The organism is Citricoccus alkalitolerans (genome assembly GCF_039528175.1).
Taxonomy (GTDB): domain Bacteria; phylum Actinomycetota; class Actinomycetes; order Actinomycetales; family Micrococcaceae; genus Citricoccus; species Citricoccus alkalitolerans.
In genome coordinates, this window is the sequence record NZ_BAAALH010000001.1 from 324,826 (window position 1) to 340,758 (window position 15,933).

A 15,933-nucleotide genomic window follows, 5' to 3' on the forward strand; every position below is an offset into this window, starting at 1 on the left:
GGCCTACCCCGGGCTGATGCCGATCCGCCGACTGCGCGGGCTGGTTGCCGGCGCGTGCTCGGCCTGCCACCGGCACAGAGCCTCGGTGGCTCGCTCAACGCGGGGAAGCACCTTGCGCAACAACTTGGGCCAGTTCGCCGGCGGGGTGTCGCTCGTCGAGCCCTCACGCAGGGAGGCATCGTAGATCGTCTCCAAGGCCATCCATCCCAGCCACACCCGTCCCCGCAGCGCCTCATCGGCGTCCCGGGCGATCGCCTCCAGCTTGTCCTCGCCGTGCCACAGCGCCAGGTAGGCAGGGTTCAGGGCCGGATCCCACACGGCGGCCAGGTCCCAGTCCAGGATCCCGGTCAGGGCCCAGCGATCACCGCCGTCTCCGTCGGTTCCGTCACCTTCGCGGTTTCCGACGGGTGCACGCTGCCACCGCACCTCGCCGGTGTGTGATGGATGCGCCTCGCCCGGGAGATACTCCTGCACCACGGCGGCCATCCCAGCCGGCAGCCCGTCTGCTTCTCCGACCACCTCGGTCAGCGGCACGGGCACGGCGAAGGGGAGCGCCGCCGTCGTGCCGAGGATCTTCAGGGTGGCCATATGGTCGCTGAGGTGCGCCGCGGCCTCGGGGGTGCGGGGGATCCGCACGGCGCCCACACCGGGCAGCACGAGCACTCGGTGGAACTGACCGCCCTCGTCGACAACGCCGGCAGGCCAGTCCGCCTCGGCGAGCCGGCGAGCGAGTCCGTCATCAGTGGCGAGGGCGGAGGCCAAGGGCCTGGCGGTCGCGGTGCAGGCGGCGGCGACGTCGTCGGGAGTCGGTGCGGAGGCCATGAATCCACGGTAGCGCGGCGGCCGGCTCAGACCTGGGTAGGACGAGAGGATCAGAAGGCCAGGGGAGCCGGGCACTCCTACACTGGGGCCGTGACCTCCCCCGCTTCGTCGTCTCCGAACGTCCCGAATCCGTCGACCCGGCCGGCGTCGGCAGAGGGGTTCGACTCCCTGGCGGTGCCCTCCGCCCGGATGGTCCGCTGGGAGATCGCCATAGTGCTGGCCCTGTCCCTCGGGAAGTCGGCGGTCTACGCGATCGTCAAACTCATCGACAAATGGACGCAGGCGCCTCTGTCCGGGCAGACCACCACGCTGAACCCGGCGCTGGACGATCGGCAGTACTTCGACCTGACGTACCAGCTGCTGGATATCGGTTTCGCACTGGTCCCGGTGCTGCTGGTACTGCACCTGGTATGGATCCGGGGACGCAACCCGCTCCGCACCTTCGGCCTGGACTTCCGCCGCCCGGGCCGGGATGTGGGCCTCGGCGTCGGGCTGTTCCTGGCGATCGGCCTCGGAACTTTGGCGGTCTACGCGGCCGGACGGGCCACCGGCGTCACCACGGCCATCGTCGGCAGCGCGCTGAACGAGTACTGGTGGAGCACCCCGGTGCTGCTGTTCTCCGCCCTGCGGCACGGGTTGCTGGAGGAGGTCATCGTCGTGGCGTGGCTCTTCGACCGCCTCGGCTACGTGCAGCAGCTGCGAGCGGGGCTTGATCCGAGCCGGCCCGGCAGTGAGGGCGGGCTACGAGTGTGGGGGAGCGGCGCCGTCGTGCCCTTGCATCCCGTCACCGTGCTGGTGGCCTGCGCCGTCCTACGAGGGGCCTATCACCTCTACCAGGGGGTGGGCCCGGGAATCGGCAATCTGCTCATGGGGCTGGTGTTCGGCGCGGTCTACCTGAGGTACCGGCGGGTGATGCCGCTGGTGATCGCGCACTTCCTCCTGGATGCCGCGGGATTCATGGCCTACCCGTTGCTGGCGGCGGCGGGCCTGTTCGGCACCTGAGGCTCGGCTCCGGCACCTGATCCCGACTCTCAGTCGACTTGGGGTGGGTGTTCGACGAAGACTCCCACCCCAACTCAACTGAACGTGACAGAACTACAGGGTGATGGTGCCCTTGGGGGTCTCGAAGGTGACCTCGAGGATTCCGGGGGTGCCGGAGGGTGATTCGAAGACCACGTTGAGGTCCTCGACCTTCTCCTCCGGATCGTCCAGGCCCAACCAGCCGCGGACCCGATCGCGGGAGCCGGCGATCGTGATGGAGGACAGCTCAGCCTGAGGTGTGTGGGCCTGCGAGGGGTGCAGTTCCTCGGTGCCCTCATCCCAGCGCAGGAGGTATGGGACCTGTGGGTCGGCGATGAGGCCCTTGATGCCGATCTGGCGCCACGTGAGTTCGCGGCCGTCCGGGAACTTCCGGTTGCCGGGCACGGACTGGCGCTCCAGGCGCTCCTCGAACGGCGCGAGGTCGTCCACGGTGACACACCAGCCCATCCAGCCGCCGCCCATCTCGGAGCGGGCGCGGACGGCCTGGCCGAACGGGGCCTTCTCGGAGGAGGGGTGGTCCAGGACCTCGACCACCTCGAGGTACTGGCGGTTGCGTAGCGGGAAGATCGCGTTGCGCGTGCCGAAGCGGGGATGGACACCGCCCTTGACGCGCTCGATGCCGAGCGTTTCGGCGAGGCGATCCACCGTGGCGGCGAGTCCTTCTTCGGGTCCAACGGCGTACGAGACGTGATCCAGGCGCATCATGCCCATATCGTCGCACTTTCTTCAGTCACGGACCGGTTAGGTTAACCTCACTTGAAATGTGGCCGAAGTCACAGGTCTGACTGCCGCCTGGTGCCGGGTGCCGGCGTCCGTCAAGGTGGTGGCCACCCGGGCCCCGCTGTGAGGCGCAATGCGACGTTCCAGGGTGGTCGGGGATGAAACCCCGGAGCCGATCTGGCAGACTTGAGGAAGGTCATGAGTGCCAGCATCAAGCCCCGGCTTGCTGGCCGGCAACCCTCCAGCTCGCGGTGGGGTGCCCCGGGTGAGGACCAGGCAGGTGCCAACCGGCACCGGCAAGCGCGGGCCACCACGCCGCGTCGGGTTGCTGGACGATGTCCGTGCCCGCCGGCACCACGCAGGTGGCCCTGAACTGACAGGAGCCGTCACATGACTGACACCCCCAACAGCACCCCGAACACCGAAGCCGCCGCCGATCCGGCCCAGTGGGGCTTCGAGACCCGCCAGGTCCATGCCGGGATCCCGGAGGAGAACCCCTACGGCGCCACCGTGTTGCCGATCATCCAGTCGAACTCGTTCGACTTCCCCTCTGCCGAGGTCGCCGCGGACCGCTTCGCACTGAAGGACCTCGGCCCGATCTATTCCCGCATCGGCAACCCCACCCAGGAGGCCGTGGAGGGCAAGATCGCCGCCCTGGAGGGCGGAGTCGGGGCCCTGCTGCTGGCCTCGGGTCAGGCCGCCACCACCTTCTCCATCCTCAACCTCGCGGGTGCGGGGGACCACGTCGTCGTATCGGCCTCGCTGTACGGCGGCACGCAGAACCTGTTCAAGCACACGTTGGCCAAGATCGGCATCAGCACCACCTTCGTGCAGGACCCGGACAGCCCGGCTGCGTGGAAGAACGCCATCCAGGACAACACCAAGGCCCTGTTCGGCGAGACCCTCGGCAACCCCCGCGGGGACGTGCTGGACATCCGCGCCGTCGCCGACGTGGCCCACGAGGCAGGGGTGCCGCTGATCGTGGACAACACCCTGGCCACCCCGTACCTGCTGCGCCCGATCGAGCACGGGGCGGACATCGTGGTCCACTCCGCCACCAAGTACCTCGGCGGCCATGCCGCGGCCATGGGCGGTGTGATCGTGGACGGCGGCACCTTCGACTTCGCCGCCCAGCCGGAGCGCTTCCCCGGCTTCAACACCCCGGATGAGAGCTACAACGGGATCGTCTTCGCCCGTGACCTCGGGGTGGACGGCATCCTCGGCGCCAATCTGGCCTTCGTGCTCAAGGCGCGGGTCCAGTTGCTGCGCGACTACGGCAGCGCGATCAGCCCCTTCAGCGCCTTCCTCCTCAACCTGGGGCTCGAGACGTTGTCCCTACGTATGGAGCGTCACGTGGCGAACGCCCGCCAGGTGGCCGAGTACCTGGATGGGCACGCCCTCGCCGAGACCGTCATCTACCCGGGTCTGGCCTCGAGCCCGTGGCACGAGCGCGCCAAGCACTATCTGCCGCAGGGCCCGGCGGGCTTCGTCTCCTTTGAGATCGCCGGCGGTCGCGAGGCCGGGGCCCGGTTCGTGGACGCACTGCGCCTGCACCACCACGTGGCCAACATCGGTGACGTCCGCTCACTCGTCATCCACCCGGCGTCCACCACGCACTCCCAACTCACCGAGGAGGAGCAGCGTGCCGCCGGCGTGACCCCCGGCCTGGTCCGCCTGTCTGTGGGCGTGGAGAGCATCGAGGACATCTTGGCCGATCTTGACAACGGCTTTGCCGCGGCCGACGTGAGCGCCTAGGTCCGGAGATATTCGCATGACCACCACCACCCCCCAGCCGACCGCCACGGACCTGCCCGAGGGTGGCCCGCACACCCAGCGCATCGGCGCCCTGGACTTCGAGACCGGTGGGCACCTGCCGGAGGCGGAGATCGCCTACGAGACCTGGGGCAGGCTCAACGCCGAGAAGTCGAACGCCGTGCTGGTGCTGCATGCCCTGACCGGGTCCACGCACGTGGCCGCCTCCTCCGGTGATCCGGAGGAGGGCTGGTGGGAGGGCGTCGTCGGCCCCGGTTGCGCCATCGACACCAACACCTGGTTCGTGATCGCCCCGAACATCCTCGGCGGTTGTTACGGGAGTACCGGACCGTCCTCGCTGGACCCGGAGGGCGCCCCCTGGGGCTCCCGCTTCCCGTTCACCACCATCCGCGATTCCGTCCATGCCGAGGCGCGGCTGGCCGACGCGCTGGGCATCGAGCGCTTCCAGGCGGTGATCGGCGGCTCCATGGGAGGCGCCCGCGCCCTGGAGTGGGCCGCTGCCTACCCCGACCGTGTGGCCGGTATGGCCGTCATCGCCTGCGGCGCGCACTCGACCGCCGAGCAGATCGCGTTCGCCCAGGCACAGGTGCAGTCCATCACCCTGGACCCGAACTTCCGCGGCGGAGACTACTACCCGGGCCCGACGCCGGACGGCGGCCTGGGCATCGCCCGCAAGATCGCGCACATCACCTACCGGTCCGAACCGGACATGGTCTCCCGCTTCGGCCGCGCAGCGCAGCCCGAGGAGAACCCGTTCGGCGAGCCGCTCCGGCGGCAGGGGCGCTATCAGATCGAATCGTACCTGGACTACCAGGCAGCCAAGCTGGTCAAGCGCTTCGATGCCAACAGCTACCTGGTGCTGACCGAGGCCCTGATGAGCCACGACGTCTCCCGCGGCCGCGGCTCGGAAGCGGAGGTGCTGGGTTCCATCCGGGTGGCGCCCTTCATAGCCGCCGTCGAGTCCGACCGCCTGTACTTCCCGGGCCAGTCACAGGAGCTCGCCCGCCAGCTGCCCGGTGACGTCCCGGTCCACATGATCGATTCGCCGATCGGGCATGACGGGTTCCTGACGGACCTGGACCAGGTGGCCGCGGAGATGAAGCGCGCCCTCGGGCTGTAGGTTCCGAAGCCGTCGCTTCGAAACCTACAGGGCCGGGGTCTGCGGAGCCGGATCAGTTCAGCCGGGCCACGTAGTACGTGTTGAACGGATCCGTCTCGATGTCCTTGGCCTCGACGCTGGCGAAGCCCGCCTCGGTGACCATCCGCTGCGCCACCTGCCGGCCCCACACGGTGCCCAGGCCGTCGCCGCCGAGCCCGAGGGAGACGCTCATGCAGTGGAACATCGACATGGCGTACAGGTAGCTGGCCCACGGGAGCTCGATGTTGTCCTCCACCTGGCTCTCGGCCTTGATGTCGACCATCAGGAAGACCCCTGCCGGTCGCAGAGAACGGCGGATATTGGCCAAGACCAAGGCAGGATGGGCCTGGTCGTGGATCGCGTCGAAGGCCGTGACGGCGTCGAACCCGCCCACGACGTCCAGCTCAGCCACGTCAAGCACCTCGAACCGCGCATTCGCCAGGCCTCCGGCCGCGGCCTCGTCACGTGCCGTGGCTATGGCCGCTTCGGAGAAGTCGTAGCCGGTGAACCGGCTCGCGGGGTAGGCGGCGGCCATGAGGTTCACTGCGTGGCCGGAACCGCAGCCGACGTCGGCCACGTCGATCCCAAGGGCCAGCCGATCCGGTAGACCATCGACCAGGGGAAGGATACCGTCGACCAGGGACGCGTCGTTCACCACGGCACTCTCCTGGGCCATGGTCCGGTGGAAGTTCGGGTAGTCCGCGTAGGACAGGCCGCCGCCTGTGTGGAACCGATCGACGATCTGCTGCTCCACGTCTCCCATCATCCCGATGTACTGCATGAGATGGGCCATGTTGTTCGGCCCCGCTGCCAGGGTCAGGACGGAGGCGTGCTCAGGTGGCAGTACGTGGGTGCCCGAGACCGGGTCGTAGCGGACGAAGTCTGCCGTCACCATTCCTCCCAGCCACTCTCGGACGTAGCGCTCGTTGAGATCGCCGGCCTCCGCGAGTTGCTGGCTCGTGGTGCCAGGATGCGCAGCCAGCAGTTCGAAGAGACCGGTCTGGTGCCCGACGCTGGTGAGCAGGGCGATGGCCGCCTGGTTCATGATGCCGACGCAGCGGCCGGCAAAGGCGGCCGACGCGGTGGGGTCGGGCGGTGAGGCGGCAGCCGCAAGAGGGGTCCCGGCAGGGAGGTGACTGGAAGTGAGTTGCGTGGTCACGGTTCGTCCTTCGGAAGAGATGGGTTGGTGAAGTCGCAGGAACGGGGGATCATCCCCTGTTCGGGAAGCGCGTCCTTCTGGTACCACCTACGCTACGGACGCGTGTCCGGCGTCACATCGGGAGCAATACCCATCTTCCCGCGGACGATATGGGGCATTCGATGCAGTCCGTGTTCAAAGGCCCACGCCGCCGCAGCGGTCCGCGAGGAGACACCGATCTTGGCAAAGATATTGGTCAGATGCCGACTGACCGTCTTCCGGCTGATGAACAGTGCCTCTGCGGCTGCCTTGTCGCTGGCGCCGGAGGCGATGAGCGAGAGGACATCGGCCTCGCGTGCGGTGAGGCCACCGGGCAGGGGTCCGCTTTCGAGCCGTTGGGCGTCCGGATCCGCACCGAGAGCACGGTAGATGGACAACGCCTGGGACCGGGCGGCGGCCGCTGTACCGTCCTCGCCCAGGCCGGCGTGTGCCCGAGCAAGCAGTTCGCGGATCACGGCACCCTCATAGCGGGCGCGCAAGGTAGCGTAGTCGGCTGCTGCAGCGGACAATACGGGCAGCGCCTCGGCGAACCGGGACTGTGCCACCAGAACGCTGCCTCGCGCATGCGCCGCCCAAGCCCGGAACCCCGTGGTCCCGAAGGTGGCGGCGGTGGCCTCGAGCTCGACGCACAGTCGTTCCGCCTCGTCCAGACGGCCCACGGCCAGTGCGAGGGTGACTCCGGCCCTCACCAATCCAGCCCCGGTCAACCGATCCCGTCCGGACAGTGCGGCGTGGAGGCCGGTCCAGGCCTCCTCAGAGTGTCCTTCCGCGTGCCGAAGCAACGATGCACCGGGTTGCGGATCGGTGCCGAGCTGTTGCGCCTGATCGTAGGCGGCCTGGGCGCCGGCACCGTCGCCGCGAAGCCTGCGTATCTCGCCGAGCTGGTAGTAGGCCTCGCCGGCCACCCAGTTGTTGCGGCCGATGAGCTCCGATCCGCTGCGCTCAATAGCATCCTCAGCCTGCCTCCAATGGCCTTCGACGCACAACAGCTGCAGCCGGTGCACACGGCAGATTCCGGAGTAGACCACCTCGCCCTGGAATTGGCGGCACCACTGCTCGGTGGCCTTCGTCCAGGCGTGCATGCGTGGCAGGTCGGCCAGCAGATGGCAGACGTGAATCACGGTGCAGTAGACGTCGCCCGCCCATTCCGGCGGCAGCTGCCCGGCGAGGACGGGCAACATGGCCTCGTCGAGGTAGGCGAACCCGAGCGTGGGATCTCCCCGCCACACCTCTGCCAGGCCGGACAGCACGAGGCTGAACGAGGTCAGCTCGGGTGCCTGCAGCCGCCGGCCCATGTCCTCCAGCCGGAGGGCGGACCGGCGGGTGGGCTCCAGATCGTTGAAGTCCAGGGAGATGACCGAGTCAAGGTACAGCAGGTACCCGCGCTCGGGGCATTCCGGGAGGTCCTTGAGCAGGCGCCGGGCACGACTGGCCCATCCCGAGGCAATGGTCAGCTCTCCCCGGACGAACCACAGCAGACCCAGGCTCAGTGCCTTCATGGCCGCCTGCAGTTCGTCCCCGTCGTCCTGGTACCGGTGATAGACCTCCTCGGAGACGGCCAGAGACTCCGCGACCTCCCCCACCCACCACTGGGTACTGCCCAGGAGGTCCAGGTCGTGAGTGGACAGCCGGCCCTGGGATCGTGCCTGTGCGAGGTCCCGGAGGGCACAGTCCCACTCGCCGCGGGCATACGCCTCACGCGCCGCAGTCAGCAGGACCTCATTCTGGGCCATCAGAATCCAGGAACTCGACCAGCAGGGCCAGGATCTGCTCCGGTCGCTCGAGGTTCGGCAGGTGGCCGGCCCATGCAAGGTCCACCCAGGTCGCGTCGGTGAGACGGGCCGCCAGTTCCTCACCCGCGCGGCGAAAATAGCCCATATCCTGTTGACCGGTCACCACCAGGGTGCGTGCCCAGACGCGTGAGAGCTCGAACTCCGCCGTCACCGGCGCGACCTCCGGGGCAGCCAGTTGGACTTCATAGGACTGTCGCTGCATCCGGCGTACGAGATCGCGGGCACTCGCATCGGCTTCCGGACCCAGCCAGGTACGGACGTTGAGTTCCACGGCCTCATGGAGTCTGCCGGCCTCGAGTAGGGCTTCCTCCTGTTCGTCGAAGGTATTCAGTTCTCCCGTGGGCGGATGGAACGGAGAGACGGTGCACAGCAGGACCAGAGCGTGGATCCGTTCGGGCCATCGGGCCGCGATTTCCAGCGCGACCCCGCCCCCGAAGGAGGCCCCCACCACGGCAGCCTTCCGTACGCCCAGTGCATCCAGCAGGTCCACGACGTCCTCGGCATCACTTCCCGTTTCCGTGGGCACGGGCGACTGCCCGTAGCCGCGGAAGTCGCACCGAACTAAGCAGCGTCCGGAGTCCAGGAGCCCCGGCCACTGGGGATCCCACATGCGGCGGTCGCCGGCGGAGGCATGAAGAAGGAGGATCGCCTCTCCGGAACCCGCGGCGTCGTAGGCCAGAGCCGACCGCCCATCAACAGAGCTCATGAAGGCGCCGTGTGGAGGTCGCGGTTCTCGGACTCCGCCGGGGGACGGCAGGAGGGGACAGGTGTCGGTGACATGAAGAGACTTCCTGAGAGGCGCGAGGGATTCACCCCCGGGCGTGAATTATCTCACCAGGCCCCCAGCGGCGGGAGTCCTCGACGCCGACGATCGCCGTCCCAGGCCCAGCTACTCAGGGATCTCCGTGCCCTGGGGCATAGGGTGCCCGAACATCGGCTCAGCGAGTGGCCGTTTCGGGGACAGTCCGTCCCCGGAGGACTGGCGCCGCAACCGCCGCAGTACCCAGGGCATCAGATGTGAACGAGCCCAGAGCACGTCCTCGGTCCGGGCCTGACGCCACGTGCGCGGCACCGGTGGCTTCGGCTCCAGCGGCACCAGGTCATGGGGGACATTGAGGGTCTCCAGCACCATGGAGGTGATCGTGTGGTGGCCGAGGGGGGAGAAGTGCAGCCGGTCCTCGGCCCACGTCTCCTTCCGGATCAGCTCTCGCAGGGCCCACAGGTCCGCGACCACGGCGTCGTGCCGCAGGGCCACGGTGTGCACGTTCTCGTTGTAGATCGCCACCTTGCCGCGGATGCGGCCCATCACGGGGGTGTCCCGGACGTCAGGGCCGGTGAAGAGCACCACGGTGGCCCCGCTGGCGGCGAGGTTCCCGACGAGATCGTCGAGTTTCTCGGCGATCACATCCGGGTCCCCGCCCGGGCGGATCACGTCGTTCCCGCCGGCGCAGAGGGTGACGAGGTCCGGATTCAGCTTGAGGGCCGGTGTGGTCTGCTCGGTGGCGATCTGGTCGATCAGCCGGCCGCGGATCGCAAAGTTGGCATAGGAGAAGTGCTCGCTGTCCGGGACACGGTGGGCGAGCTCCTCGGCCACGCGGTCCGCCCAACCGCGGTGGTAGCCGGGATGTTGCGGGTCAGGGTCGCCGATGCCCTCGGTGAACGAGTCGCCCAGAGCCACGAAGCGGCGCCAGGGATGGATCGGGTGCAGGGGAGCATCGGAATGCGACGAAGCCGGGGAACCAGACATGCCACGATCCTAAAGGCCTGGTTACCCGTCGGTCACTTCGCAGTAGTGACAGTACTCACCAGGGCTCCTCGCCTACGCTGGAATCATGACCGAACAGCAGACTCCCGCCCCGTCCCACTCCGAGCCCATCGAACCGTTCGTGCGTTGGTCCCGGCCCGAGTCTGAACGCGGGGGAACACACCTGCTCGTAGTGCTGCACGGTTACGGTGCGGACGAGAACGACCTGTTCGGGATCGTTCCGGAACTGCCGGAGAAATTCACGATTGCCTCCGTCCGGGCGCCACTGGTCATGGATCACGGTGGCTACACGTGGTTTCCGCTGACCAATTCCCTGCAGTCGTCACCGCTGGCGGTGCGGGCCGCCATCGAGGACCTCCAGGAGTGGGTGACGGCCCAGCGGGCGAACTTCGCGAGCACCTCCCTGCTGGGGTTCTCCATGGGCATGGCGATGGCCACCTCGCTGCTGCGCCGGGAACCGCAGGCCTATGCCTGCGTCGTCGGGCTCTCGGGATTCGCCATCGATCCGACCATGGCGCCCGGTGCCGAATCCGCACCACCGGCAGCCGGAGTCGTGCCCGCGGAGGTGTCCGGTGCCGGCCCGCTGGCCGGATTCTTCGATGACGAGGCCGTCAAGGCGGTCAAACCGCCCGTGTTCTGGGGCCGCGACCAGGCCGACCCGGTCATCACCCCGGACAAGATCGAGTACACGCATTCCTGGATGAACGAGTACGTGGACATGACCAAGGTCCTCTACGCGGGGATCGGCCACGGCATCGGCCCGCAGGAGCTGCGCCACGTGGGGGAGTTCCTGGACTACGTGGTGAAATAGGCCCCGCAAGAATTCAGCGCCGTCAACTCCCGGACGGGACCACCTTCACGGCCTCGCCGGAGAACTCGAACACGTCCCCGGGGTGCAGCTGGCGGCCGCGCCGGGTCTCCGGATCCCCGTTGACCTGGACCAGGCCGGCCTCGATCACCGCACGGGCGTCCGCCCCGTCCTCCACCAGGTTGGCCAGTTTCAGAGCCTGACCCAACCGGATCATGCCGTCGCGGATCTCCAGCGGTGCCGGATGGGCGGACGGGGCCTCGGGGGCGCGGCGATGACGGTCAGGGGTCTCGGGATTCGGGTGTTCGGACATACCTCCATTGTGGCCCGAGATCCGTGCCGGTGCACCAGCCACGGCACGCAGGGGACCTAGACTGGCTCGGTAACCCGAACGCCGGCGTGCCACGCGCGCCGGCTCCAGTGCGCTGACCGCAGCCAGCGGCCGAAGTAACAGACACGGATGTGATGCCCCCATGGCCCCCAAGACCACCCTCGATCAGGTCATCTCCCTCGCGAAGCGACGCGGCTTCGTGTTCCAGGCCGGAGAGATCTACGGCGGCTCCCGCTCTGCGTGGGACTACGGGCCCCTGGGCGTGGAGCTCAAGGACAACATCAAGACCCAGTGGTGGAACACCTTCGTGCGCGGCCGTGAGGACATGGTCGGCCTCGACTCCGCCATCATCCTGCCCTCAGCCGTGTGGAATGCCTCCGGTCACGTGGCCACCTTCACCGACCCGCTGGTCGAGTGCACGTCCTGCCACAAGCGCCACCGCCAGGACCATCTCATCGAGGGCTTCGTGGCCAAGAAGGGCCGGGCCCCCACGGGCGGGATCGGTGGCATGGACGAGATCGCCTGTCCCGACTGCGGCACCCGCGGGTCCTGGACCGAGCCGCAGATGTTCTCCGGGCTGATGAAGACGTTCCTGGGTCCAGTGGACAACGAGGAGGGCCTGCACTACCTGCGCCCCGAGACCGCCCAGGGCATCTTCGTGAACTTCCTCAACGTGGTCAACGCCGCCCGGCGCAAGCCCCCGTTCGGCATCGGCCAGATCGGCAAGGCCTTCCGCAACGAGATCACCCCGGGCAACTTCATCTTCCGCACCCGCGAGTTCGAGCAGATGGAGATCGAGTACTTCACCCACCCCGAGGCTGCCACGGAGCACTTCAACACCTGGGTGGAGGCCTGCTGGAACTGGTTCATCGATCTGGGCATCAACCCGGACAACATGCGCCGCTTCGATGTCCCGGACGGTGAACGCGCCCACTACTCCGATGCCACGATCGACCTGGAGTACAAGTTCGGCTTCGCCGGCTCCGAGTGGGGCGAGCTCATGGGCATCGCCAACCGCACGGATTTTGACCTCAACTCCCACACCGAGGCCTCCGGCACGAAGATGCAGTACTTCGACCAGACCTCGGGGGAGCGCTACACCCCGTACGTGATCGAGCCGTCCTTCGGCCTCACGCGGTCCATGATGGCCTTCCTGGTGGACTCCTACCGCGAGGAGGAGGCGCCCAACACCAAGGGTGGCACCGATGTGCGCACGGTGCTTGGCCTCGATCCTCGGCTGGCCCCGGTCAAGGCCGCCGTCCTGCCGCTCTCCCGCAAGGAGGAGCTCGTGCCCACCGCCAAGCGCCTGGCGGATGAGCTCCGGGGCGTGTGGAACATCGACTATGACGACGCCGGCGCGATCGGCCGCCGCTACCGCCGCCAGGACGAGATCGGCACCCCGTTCTGCATCACCGTGGACTTCGACTCCCTCGAGGACCAGGCCGTCACCATCCGCGAACGCGACTCCATGTCCCAGGAGCGCGTGTCCCTGGACCAGGTGCGCGGCTGGTTGTTCGAGCGGCTGTCCAAGTAAGGGGAGGGGTACAGATGACCGTTCCCGACGCCGGCCCCCAGCTCCCGGCGGGCGTCTCCCTGCGGCCGTGGGCCGAGGGAGACGACCTGCGGCTCCTGGAGTTGTGGGGCGACCCCACCGATGCCCAGCACCATCAGGACCGCGCCATGCTGCGGCCCTCCTCCGACGCGCCCTGGGCCCGGTGCCTGGTGGCGGAGGACGAGGGCATACCGGTCGCCGCCGCGGTGGTGTATGCATCATCCGTGCACCCCCAGCGGCTCTGGTTCTACGCCGAGACGGCACGCGAGCTGCGGGGCCGTGGCCTCGCCACCGCACTGCTGGCCGCATTGCGCGCCGAGGCTGAGACCGCCCGGGCGGAGGGGAAGCTGGCGACCACGGAGCTCAAGACGCGCTTCGCGGTGACGTCGGCTGCGTTGCCGGACTCCGCGGCTGACCGTGCCGGCTCGGACGGCGCCGGTGCAGCGTCGGCGTCCGCCGTTGCGGGCGCGCAGTTGGACCTGGCCGGTGGTCCGGTGGAGCACGCGGCCGAGCCCTTCCTGGCGGGGCAGGGATTCGCGCCGCTGCAACGCTCCCGGCGCATCGCCGTCGGGCCCGGGGTCATCAAGGCGCCGGAACTGGACGGCACCGGGCTGGCCGTGGAGGACCTGGCGACGGGTTCGGTGGAGTTGACGCAGGCGGTGGCTGAGTTCTACGCGGCCACGCATGGCTGGGACCCGTCCGATCTGAGCATCGGCCAGGCCCAGCAGCTGCTGCTCGGCCCTGCCACCGGCGCCTCCGGAGCGGTGGTGCTGCGCTCGAAGCCGAAGACCCAGGGGGGAGGGATCGACGCCTTCGCCATCTCCTACACGCCCGAGCGCACCGAGGATCCCACCGATGTGCTGCTGGGCTGGAACCCGGAACTGGCCTCGGTGGACGCCCAGGCGGCGGCCGCCTCGCTGTTGGCCCTGCTGACCACGCAGTACCCGGTCCAGCTCGAGTTGGACGACTCCATGGACATCCTCACCCCGATCCTCGACCAGCTGCTCGCCACCGGCCACGCCCGCGTGCTGCTGGACACGCGGATCTGGGCCACCGACGTGCCCGATGCCTCCTGAACACGGCGCTGGACACGGCTCTGAGCCTGGCCACGGTCACGGCCTCCCGGCGGGCCCCGGTGCCGACGAGGCACTGACCGGGACGGACGGGTCCGGCCGCCGGCGAGTGATCGTTGCCCTCGCAGCGATCCTCGGCCCACTGACCGTGGTGTTGATCGCGGCGATGATCGCCCTCTGGCCGTCCGGATCCCACCAGGAGCTCTCCCTGGCTGACCCCTACGGCACCTCGCAGGGCATCACCATGGTCACGGGCACCGTCACCGAGCTTCAGCCCCGGGACTGTGGCCCGGAGGGCGGGACCCTGGAGACCCCCACGGGCGGGATGGCCGGGGACCCCTCGGCCGCACACGTGGCATGCGTGGATGCCGTGGTGGATCCGGACGGCGGGGGCACCGACAGTGCGGTGGTGCCCATCCCGACATCGATCAGTGCCTCCATGGACGTGGAGGTGGGGGACCGGCTCAAGGCCCTGGACCTGAGTGAGCTGCCAGGCGGGGACACCGGCGCGGGCGGGGAGTCCGACTATGTGTTCGTGGACTTCGAACGGACCTTCCCTGTGGTGGTGCTGGCACTGCTGTACGCCCTGGTGGTGGTGGCCGTGGCCCGTTGGCGGGGGTTGCGGGCCATCGTGGGCCTCGGCCTGGCGTTCTCGGTGCTGTTCGGCTTCATGTTCCCGGCACTGCTGGAGGGCGGTCCACCGCTGTGGATCGGGCTGGTCGGCTGCTGCCTGATCATGCTCGTGGTGCTGTACTTCGCACACGGGTTCTCGTTGCGGACCACCACCGCGTTGCTGGGTACCCTGATCGGCCTGGCCCTCACCGCCGTGCTGGCGTTGTGGGGGACGGACGCGGCGTATCTCACCGGCCTCGGGGACGAGTACTCCTATGTGCTGGCCACGGTGGCCCCGGAGGTGCGGCTGTCCGGGATCGTGCTGTGCGGGCTGCTCGTGGCCGGGCTCGGGGTGCTCAACGACGTCACGATCACCCAGGCCTCCGCCGTCTGGGAGTTGCAGGCTGCGAACCCGGCGGTGTCCAAGCGGGAACTGTTCGCCTCCGGGATGCGCATCGGCCGAGACCACATCGCCTCCACCGTGTACACGATCGCCTTCGCGTACGCCGGAGCCGCCCTGCCAGTACTGATGGTGGTCTCCCTCTACGACCGCAGCCTCTGGGACACTCTGATGTCCGGGGAACTCGTCGAGGAGATCGTGCGGATCCTCGTCGGCTCGATCGGGCTGGTGCTGGCGATCCCGATCACCACGGGCATAGCGGTGGCGGTGGCGAAGTCCGTCGCGGCGCCGGTTACCCGGTCGCCCGCCTCTAAGCTGGACGCATGACTGAGCTTTCGACCGCCGTGGTCTTCATCGATCTGCAGGAGGGCTTCTTCGAGGACCCTTCGTCCCGGGACGACCGTGAACTGATGGTGGCGGAGTCCAACCGGCTGGCAGGACTCGCCCGCCAGGCCCGCGTCCCCGTCTTCGTGGTCAGCACCGTGCATGCGAGGGACACATCGACCTGGACATTGAAGATGCTCGAGGACGACCAGGGCTTCAACTTCCCCGGGACGCCCGAAGTCCGGTTGCTGGAGGGCCTGAATCTGGAACCGGCCACGCACCTGGAGAAGATCCGGGACAGCGCCTTCCACGGGACCACCCTGGCCCAGCAGCTGAGGACCGTCGGTGCCCGGACCGTCATCCTGGCCGGAGTGCTGGCTGAATCGTGTGTGGCGGCGACCGGACGTGACGCCTTCGCCCACGACTTCCGCGTGGTCTACGCACGCCAGGCCATCGCCTCGGCGGAGGCGGAGACCGGCTGGCCAATGTTGGAGGGCCTCTCCGGGACGCTGCGTCAGCAGATCCTCAACCGTCCGGACCTGGAGCGGCTGCTCACGGCAGACGCTTGAGTTCCACCCGGTGG

The 15,933-nt window shown here is 68.5% G+C and carries 15 protein-coding genes and 1 riboswitch; of the genes, 8 read left to right on the forward strand and 7 right to left on the reverse strand.

The features are described 5' to 3' along the window. Positions 1 to 3 precede the first annotated feature (3 nt). Entirely contained in the window at positions 4 to 822 is an 819-nt protein-coding gene (locus ABD134_RS01405) for a hypothetical protein (RefSeq protein WP_344226032.1), read from the reverse strand. 90 nt (positions 823 to 912) lie between these two features. On the opposite strand from ABD134_RS01405, the gene ABD134_RS01410 reads away from it, so the two are divergent. Continuing rightward, on the forward strand, positions 913 to 1,824 hold the full coding sequence (locus ABD134_RS01410; RefSeq protein ID WP_378108406.1) for a CPBP family intramembrane glutamic endopeptidase: 912 nt from the start codon (positions 913 to 915) through the stop codon (positions 1,822 to 1,824). Positions 1,825 to 1,917: 93 nt separating this feature from the next. On the opposite strand, the gene ABD134_RS01415 is transcribed toward ABD134_RS01410, so the two are convergent. After that, positions 1,918 to 2,574, reverse strand: coding sequence for a VOC family protein (locus ABD134_RS01415; protein ID WP_344226034.1), 657 nt, complete (start codon positions 2,572 to 2,574; stop codon positions 1,918 to 1,920). Between the two features lie 203 nt (positions 2,575 to 2,777). Beyond that, positions 2,778 to 2,892, forward strand: a riboswitch (SAM riboswitch). An 81-nt stretch (positions 2,893 to 2,973) separates the two neighbouring features. On the opposite strand from ABD134_RS01415, the gene ABD134_RS01420 reads away from it, so the two are divergent. Beyond that, positions 2,974 to 4,338, forward strand: coding sequence for an O-acetylhomoserine aminocarboxypropyltransferase/cysteine synthase family protein (locus tag ABD134_RS01420; RefSeq protein WP_344226036.1), 1,365 nt, complete (start codon positions 2,974 to 2,976; stop codon positions 4,336 to 4,338). 16 nt (positions 4,339 to 4,354) lie between these two features. Next, the gene (gene metX / locus ABD134_RS01425) at positions 4,355 to 5,476 is read left to right on the forward strand and encodes a homoserine O-acetyltransferase MetX (protein WP_344226038.1); all 1,122 of its coding nucleotides are present in this window, start codon (positions 4,355 to 4,357) and stop codon (positions 5,474 to 5,476) included. 52 nt (positions 5,477 to 5,528) lie between these two features. On the opposite strand, the gene ABD134_RS01430 is transcribed toward metX, so the two are convergent. From ABD134_RS01430 to ABD134_RS01445, 4 genes are all read right to left on the reverse strand, one after another. Then, positions 5,529 to 6,653 carry a class I SAM-dependent methyltransferase gene (locus tag ABD134_RS01430; protein ID WP_344226040.1) on the reverse strand — a complete coding sequence of 375 codons (1,125 nt, stop codon included), beginning with the start codon at positions 6,651 to 6,653 and terminating at the stop codon, positions 5,529 to 5,531. A 92-nt stretch (positions 6,654 to 6,745) separates the two neighbouring features. Beyond that, on the reverse strand, positions 6,746 to 8,425 hold the full coding sequence (locus ABD134_RS01435; protein ID WP_344226042.1) for a LuxR C-terminal-related transcriptional regulator: 1,680 nt from the start codon (positions 8,423 to 8,425) through the stop codon (positions 6,746 to 6,748). Continuing rightward, the gene (locus tag ABD134_RS01440; RefSeq protein WP_344226044.1) at positions 8,412 to 9,191 is read right to left on the reverse strand and encodes an alpha/beta fold hydrolase; all 780 of its coding nucleotides are present in this window, start codon (positions 9,189 to 9,191) and stop codon (positions 8,412 to 8,414) included. The genes ABD134_RS01435 and ABD134_RS01440 overlap by 14 nt, the downstream gene beginning before the upstream one ends. Before the next feature lie 183 nt (positions 9,192 to 9,374). Continuing rightward, entirely contained in the window at positions 9,375 to 10,232 is an 858-nt protein-coding gene (locus tag ABD134_RS01445) for an SGNH/GDSL hydrolase family protein (RefSeq protein WP_344226046.1), read from the reverse strand. Positions 10,233 to 10,317: 85 nt separating this feature from the next. On the opposite strand from ABD134_RS01445, the gene ABD134_RS01450 reads away from it, so the two are divergent. Continuing rightward, a complete protein-coding gene (locus tag ABD134_RS01450) occupies positions 10,318 to 11,061 on the forward strand; it encodes an alpha/beta hydrolase (protein ID WP_344226048.1) in 744 nt (247 codons plus the stop codon). Positions 11,062 to 11,083: 22 nt separating this feature from the next. Here the strand turns inward: ABD134_RS01450 and ABD134_RS01455 are convergent, their stop codons facing one another. Beyond that, on the reverse strand, positions 11,084 to 11,371 hold the full coding sequence (locus ABD134_RS01455; protein WP_344226051.1) for an RNA-binding S4 domain-containing protein: 288 nt from the start codon (positions 11,369 to 11,371) through the stop codon (positions 11,084 to 11,086). 160 nt (positions 11,372 to 11,531) lie between these two features. Between ABD134_RS01455 and ABD134_RS01460 the strand changes: the two genes are divergently transcribed. Genes ABD134_RS01460 through ABD134_RS01475 form a run of 4 tightly spaced genes read left to right on the forward strand, consistent with a single transcriptional unit; the run spans position 11,532 to position 15,919 of the window. Then, on the forward strand, positions 11,532 to 12,923 hold the full coding sequence (locus tag ABD134_RS01460; RefSeq protein ID WP_344226053.1) for a glycine--tRNA ligase: 1,392 nt from the start codon (positions 11,532 to 11,534) through the stop codon (positions 12,921 to 12,923). 14 nt (positions 12,924 to 12,937) lie between these two features. Next, positions 12,938 to 14,017 carry a GNAT family N-acetyltransferase gene (locus tag ABD134_RS01465; RefSeq protein ID WP_344226055.1) on the forward strand — a complete coding sequence of 360 codons (1,080 nt, stop codon included), beginning with the start codon at positions 12,938 to 12,940 and terminating at the stop codon, positions 14,015 to 14,017. Further along, positions 14,007 to 15,353, forward strand: a complete 1,347-nt coding sequence (locus ABD134_RS01470; RefSeq protein ID WP_344226057.1) for a YibE/F family protein — start codon at positions 14,007 to 14,009, stop codon at positions 15,351 to 15,353. Before ABD134_RS01465 ends, ABD134_RS01470 begins: the two co-directional genes overlap by 11 nt. Beyond that, a complete protein-coding gene (locus tag ABD134_RS01475) occupies positions 15,350 to 15,919 on the forward strand; it encodes a cysteine hydrolase family protein (RefSeq protein WP_344226059.1) in 570 nt (189 codons plus the stop codon). The genes ABD134_RS01470 and ABD134_RS01475 overlap by 4 nt, the downstream gene beginning before the upstream one ends. Positions 15,920 to 15,933: the final 14 nt, after the last annotated feature.

Excerpts from the sequence above, each read along its gene's own strand:
- ABD134_RS01405 (WP_344226032.1), bottom strand. The coding sequence starts at position 822 with ATGGCCTCCGCACCGACTCCCGACGACGTCGCCGCCGCCTGCACCGCG.
- ABD134_RS01415 (WP_344226034.1), bottom strand. The coding sequence starts at position 2,574 with ATGGGCATGATGCGCCTGGATCACGTCTCGTACGCCGTTGGACCCGAA.
- ABD134_RS01420 (WP_344226036.1), top strand. The coding sequence starts at position 2,974 with ATGACTGACACCCCCAACAGCACCCCGAACACCGAAGCCGCCGCCGAT.
- metX (WP_344226038.1), top strand. The coding sequence starts at position 4,355 with ATGACCACCACCACCCCCCAGCCGACCGCCACGGACCTGCCCGAGGGT.
- ABD134_RS01435 (WP_344226042.1), bottom strand. The coding sequence starts at position 8,425 with ATGGCCCAGAATGAGGTCCTGCTGACTGCGGCGCGTGAGGCGTATGCC.
- ABD134_RS01440 (WP_344226044.1), bottom strand. The coding sequence starts at position 9,191 with ATGAGCTCTGTTGATGGGCGGTCGGCTCTGGCCTACGACGCCGCGGGT.
- ABD134_RS01445 (WP_344226046.1), bottom strand. The coding sequence starts at position 10,232 with ATGTCTGGTTCCCCGGCTTCGTCGCATTCCGATGCTCCCCTGCACCCG.
- ABD134_RS01450 (WP_344226048.1), top strand. The coding sequence starts at position 10,318 with ATGACCGAACAGCAGACTCCCGCCCCGTCCCACTCCGAGCCCATCGAA.
- ABD134_RS01455 (WP_344226051.1), bottom strand. The coding sequence starts at position 11,371 with ATGTCCGAACACCCGAATCCCGAGACCCCTGACCGTCATCGCCGCGCC.
- ABD134_RS01460 (WP_344226053.1), top strand. The coding sequence starts at position 11,532 with ATGGCCCCCAAGACCACCCTCGATCAGGTCATCTCCCTCGCGAAGCGA.
- ABD134_RS01465 (WP_344226055.1), top strand. The coding sequence starts at position 12,938 with ATGACCGTTCCCGACGCCGGCCCCCAGCTCCCGGCGGGCGTCTCCCTG.
- ABD134_RS01470 (WP_344226057.1), top strand. The coding sequence starts at position 14,007 with ATGCCTCCTGAACACGGCGCTGGACACGGCTCTGAGCCTGGCCACGGT.
- ABD134_RS01475 (WP_344226059.1), top strand. The coding sequence starts at position 15,350 with ATGACTGAGCTTTCGACCGCCGTGGTCTTCATCGATCTGCAGGAGGGC.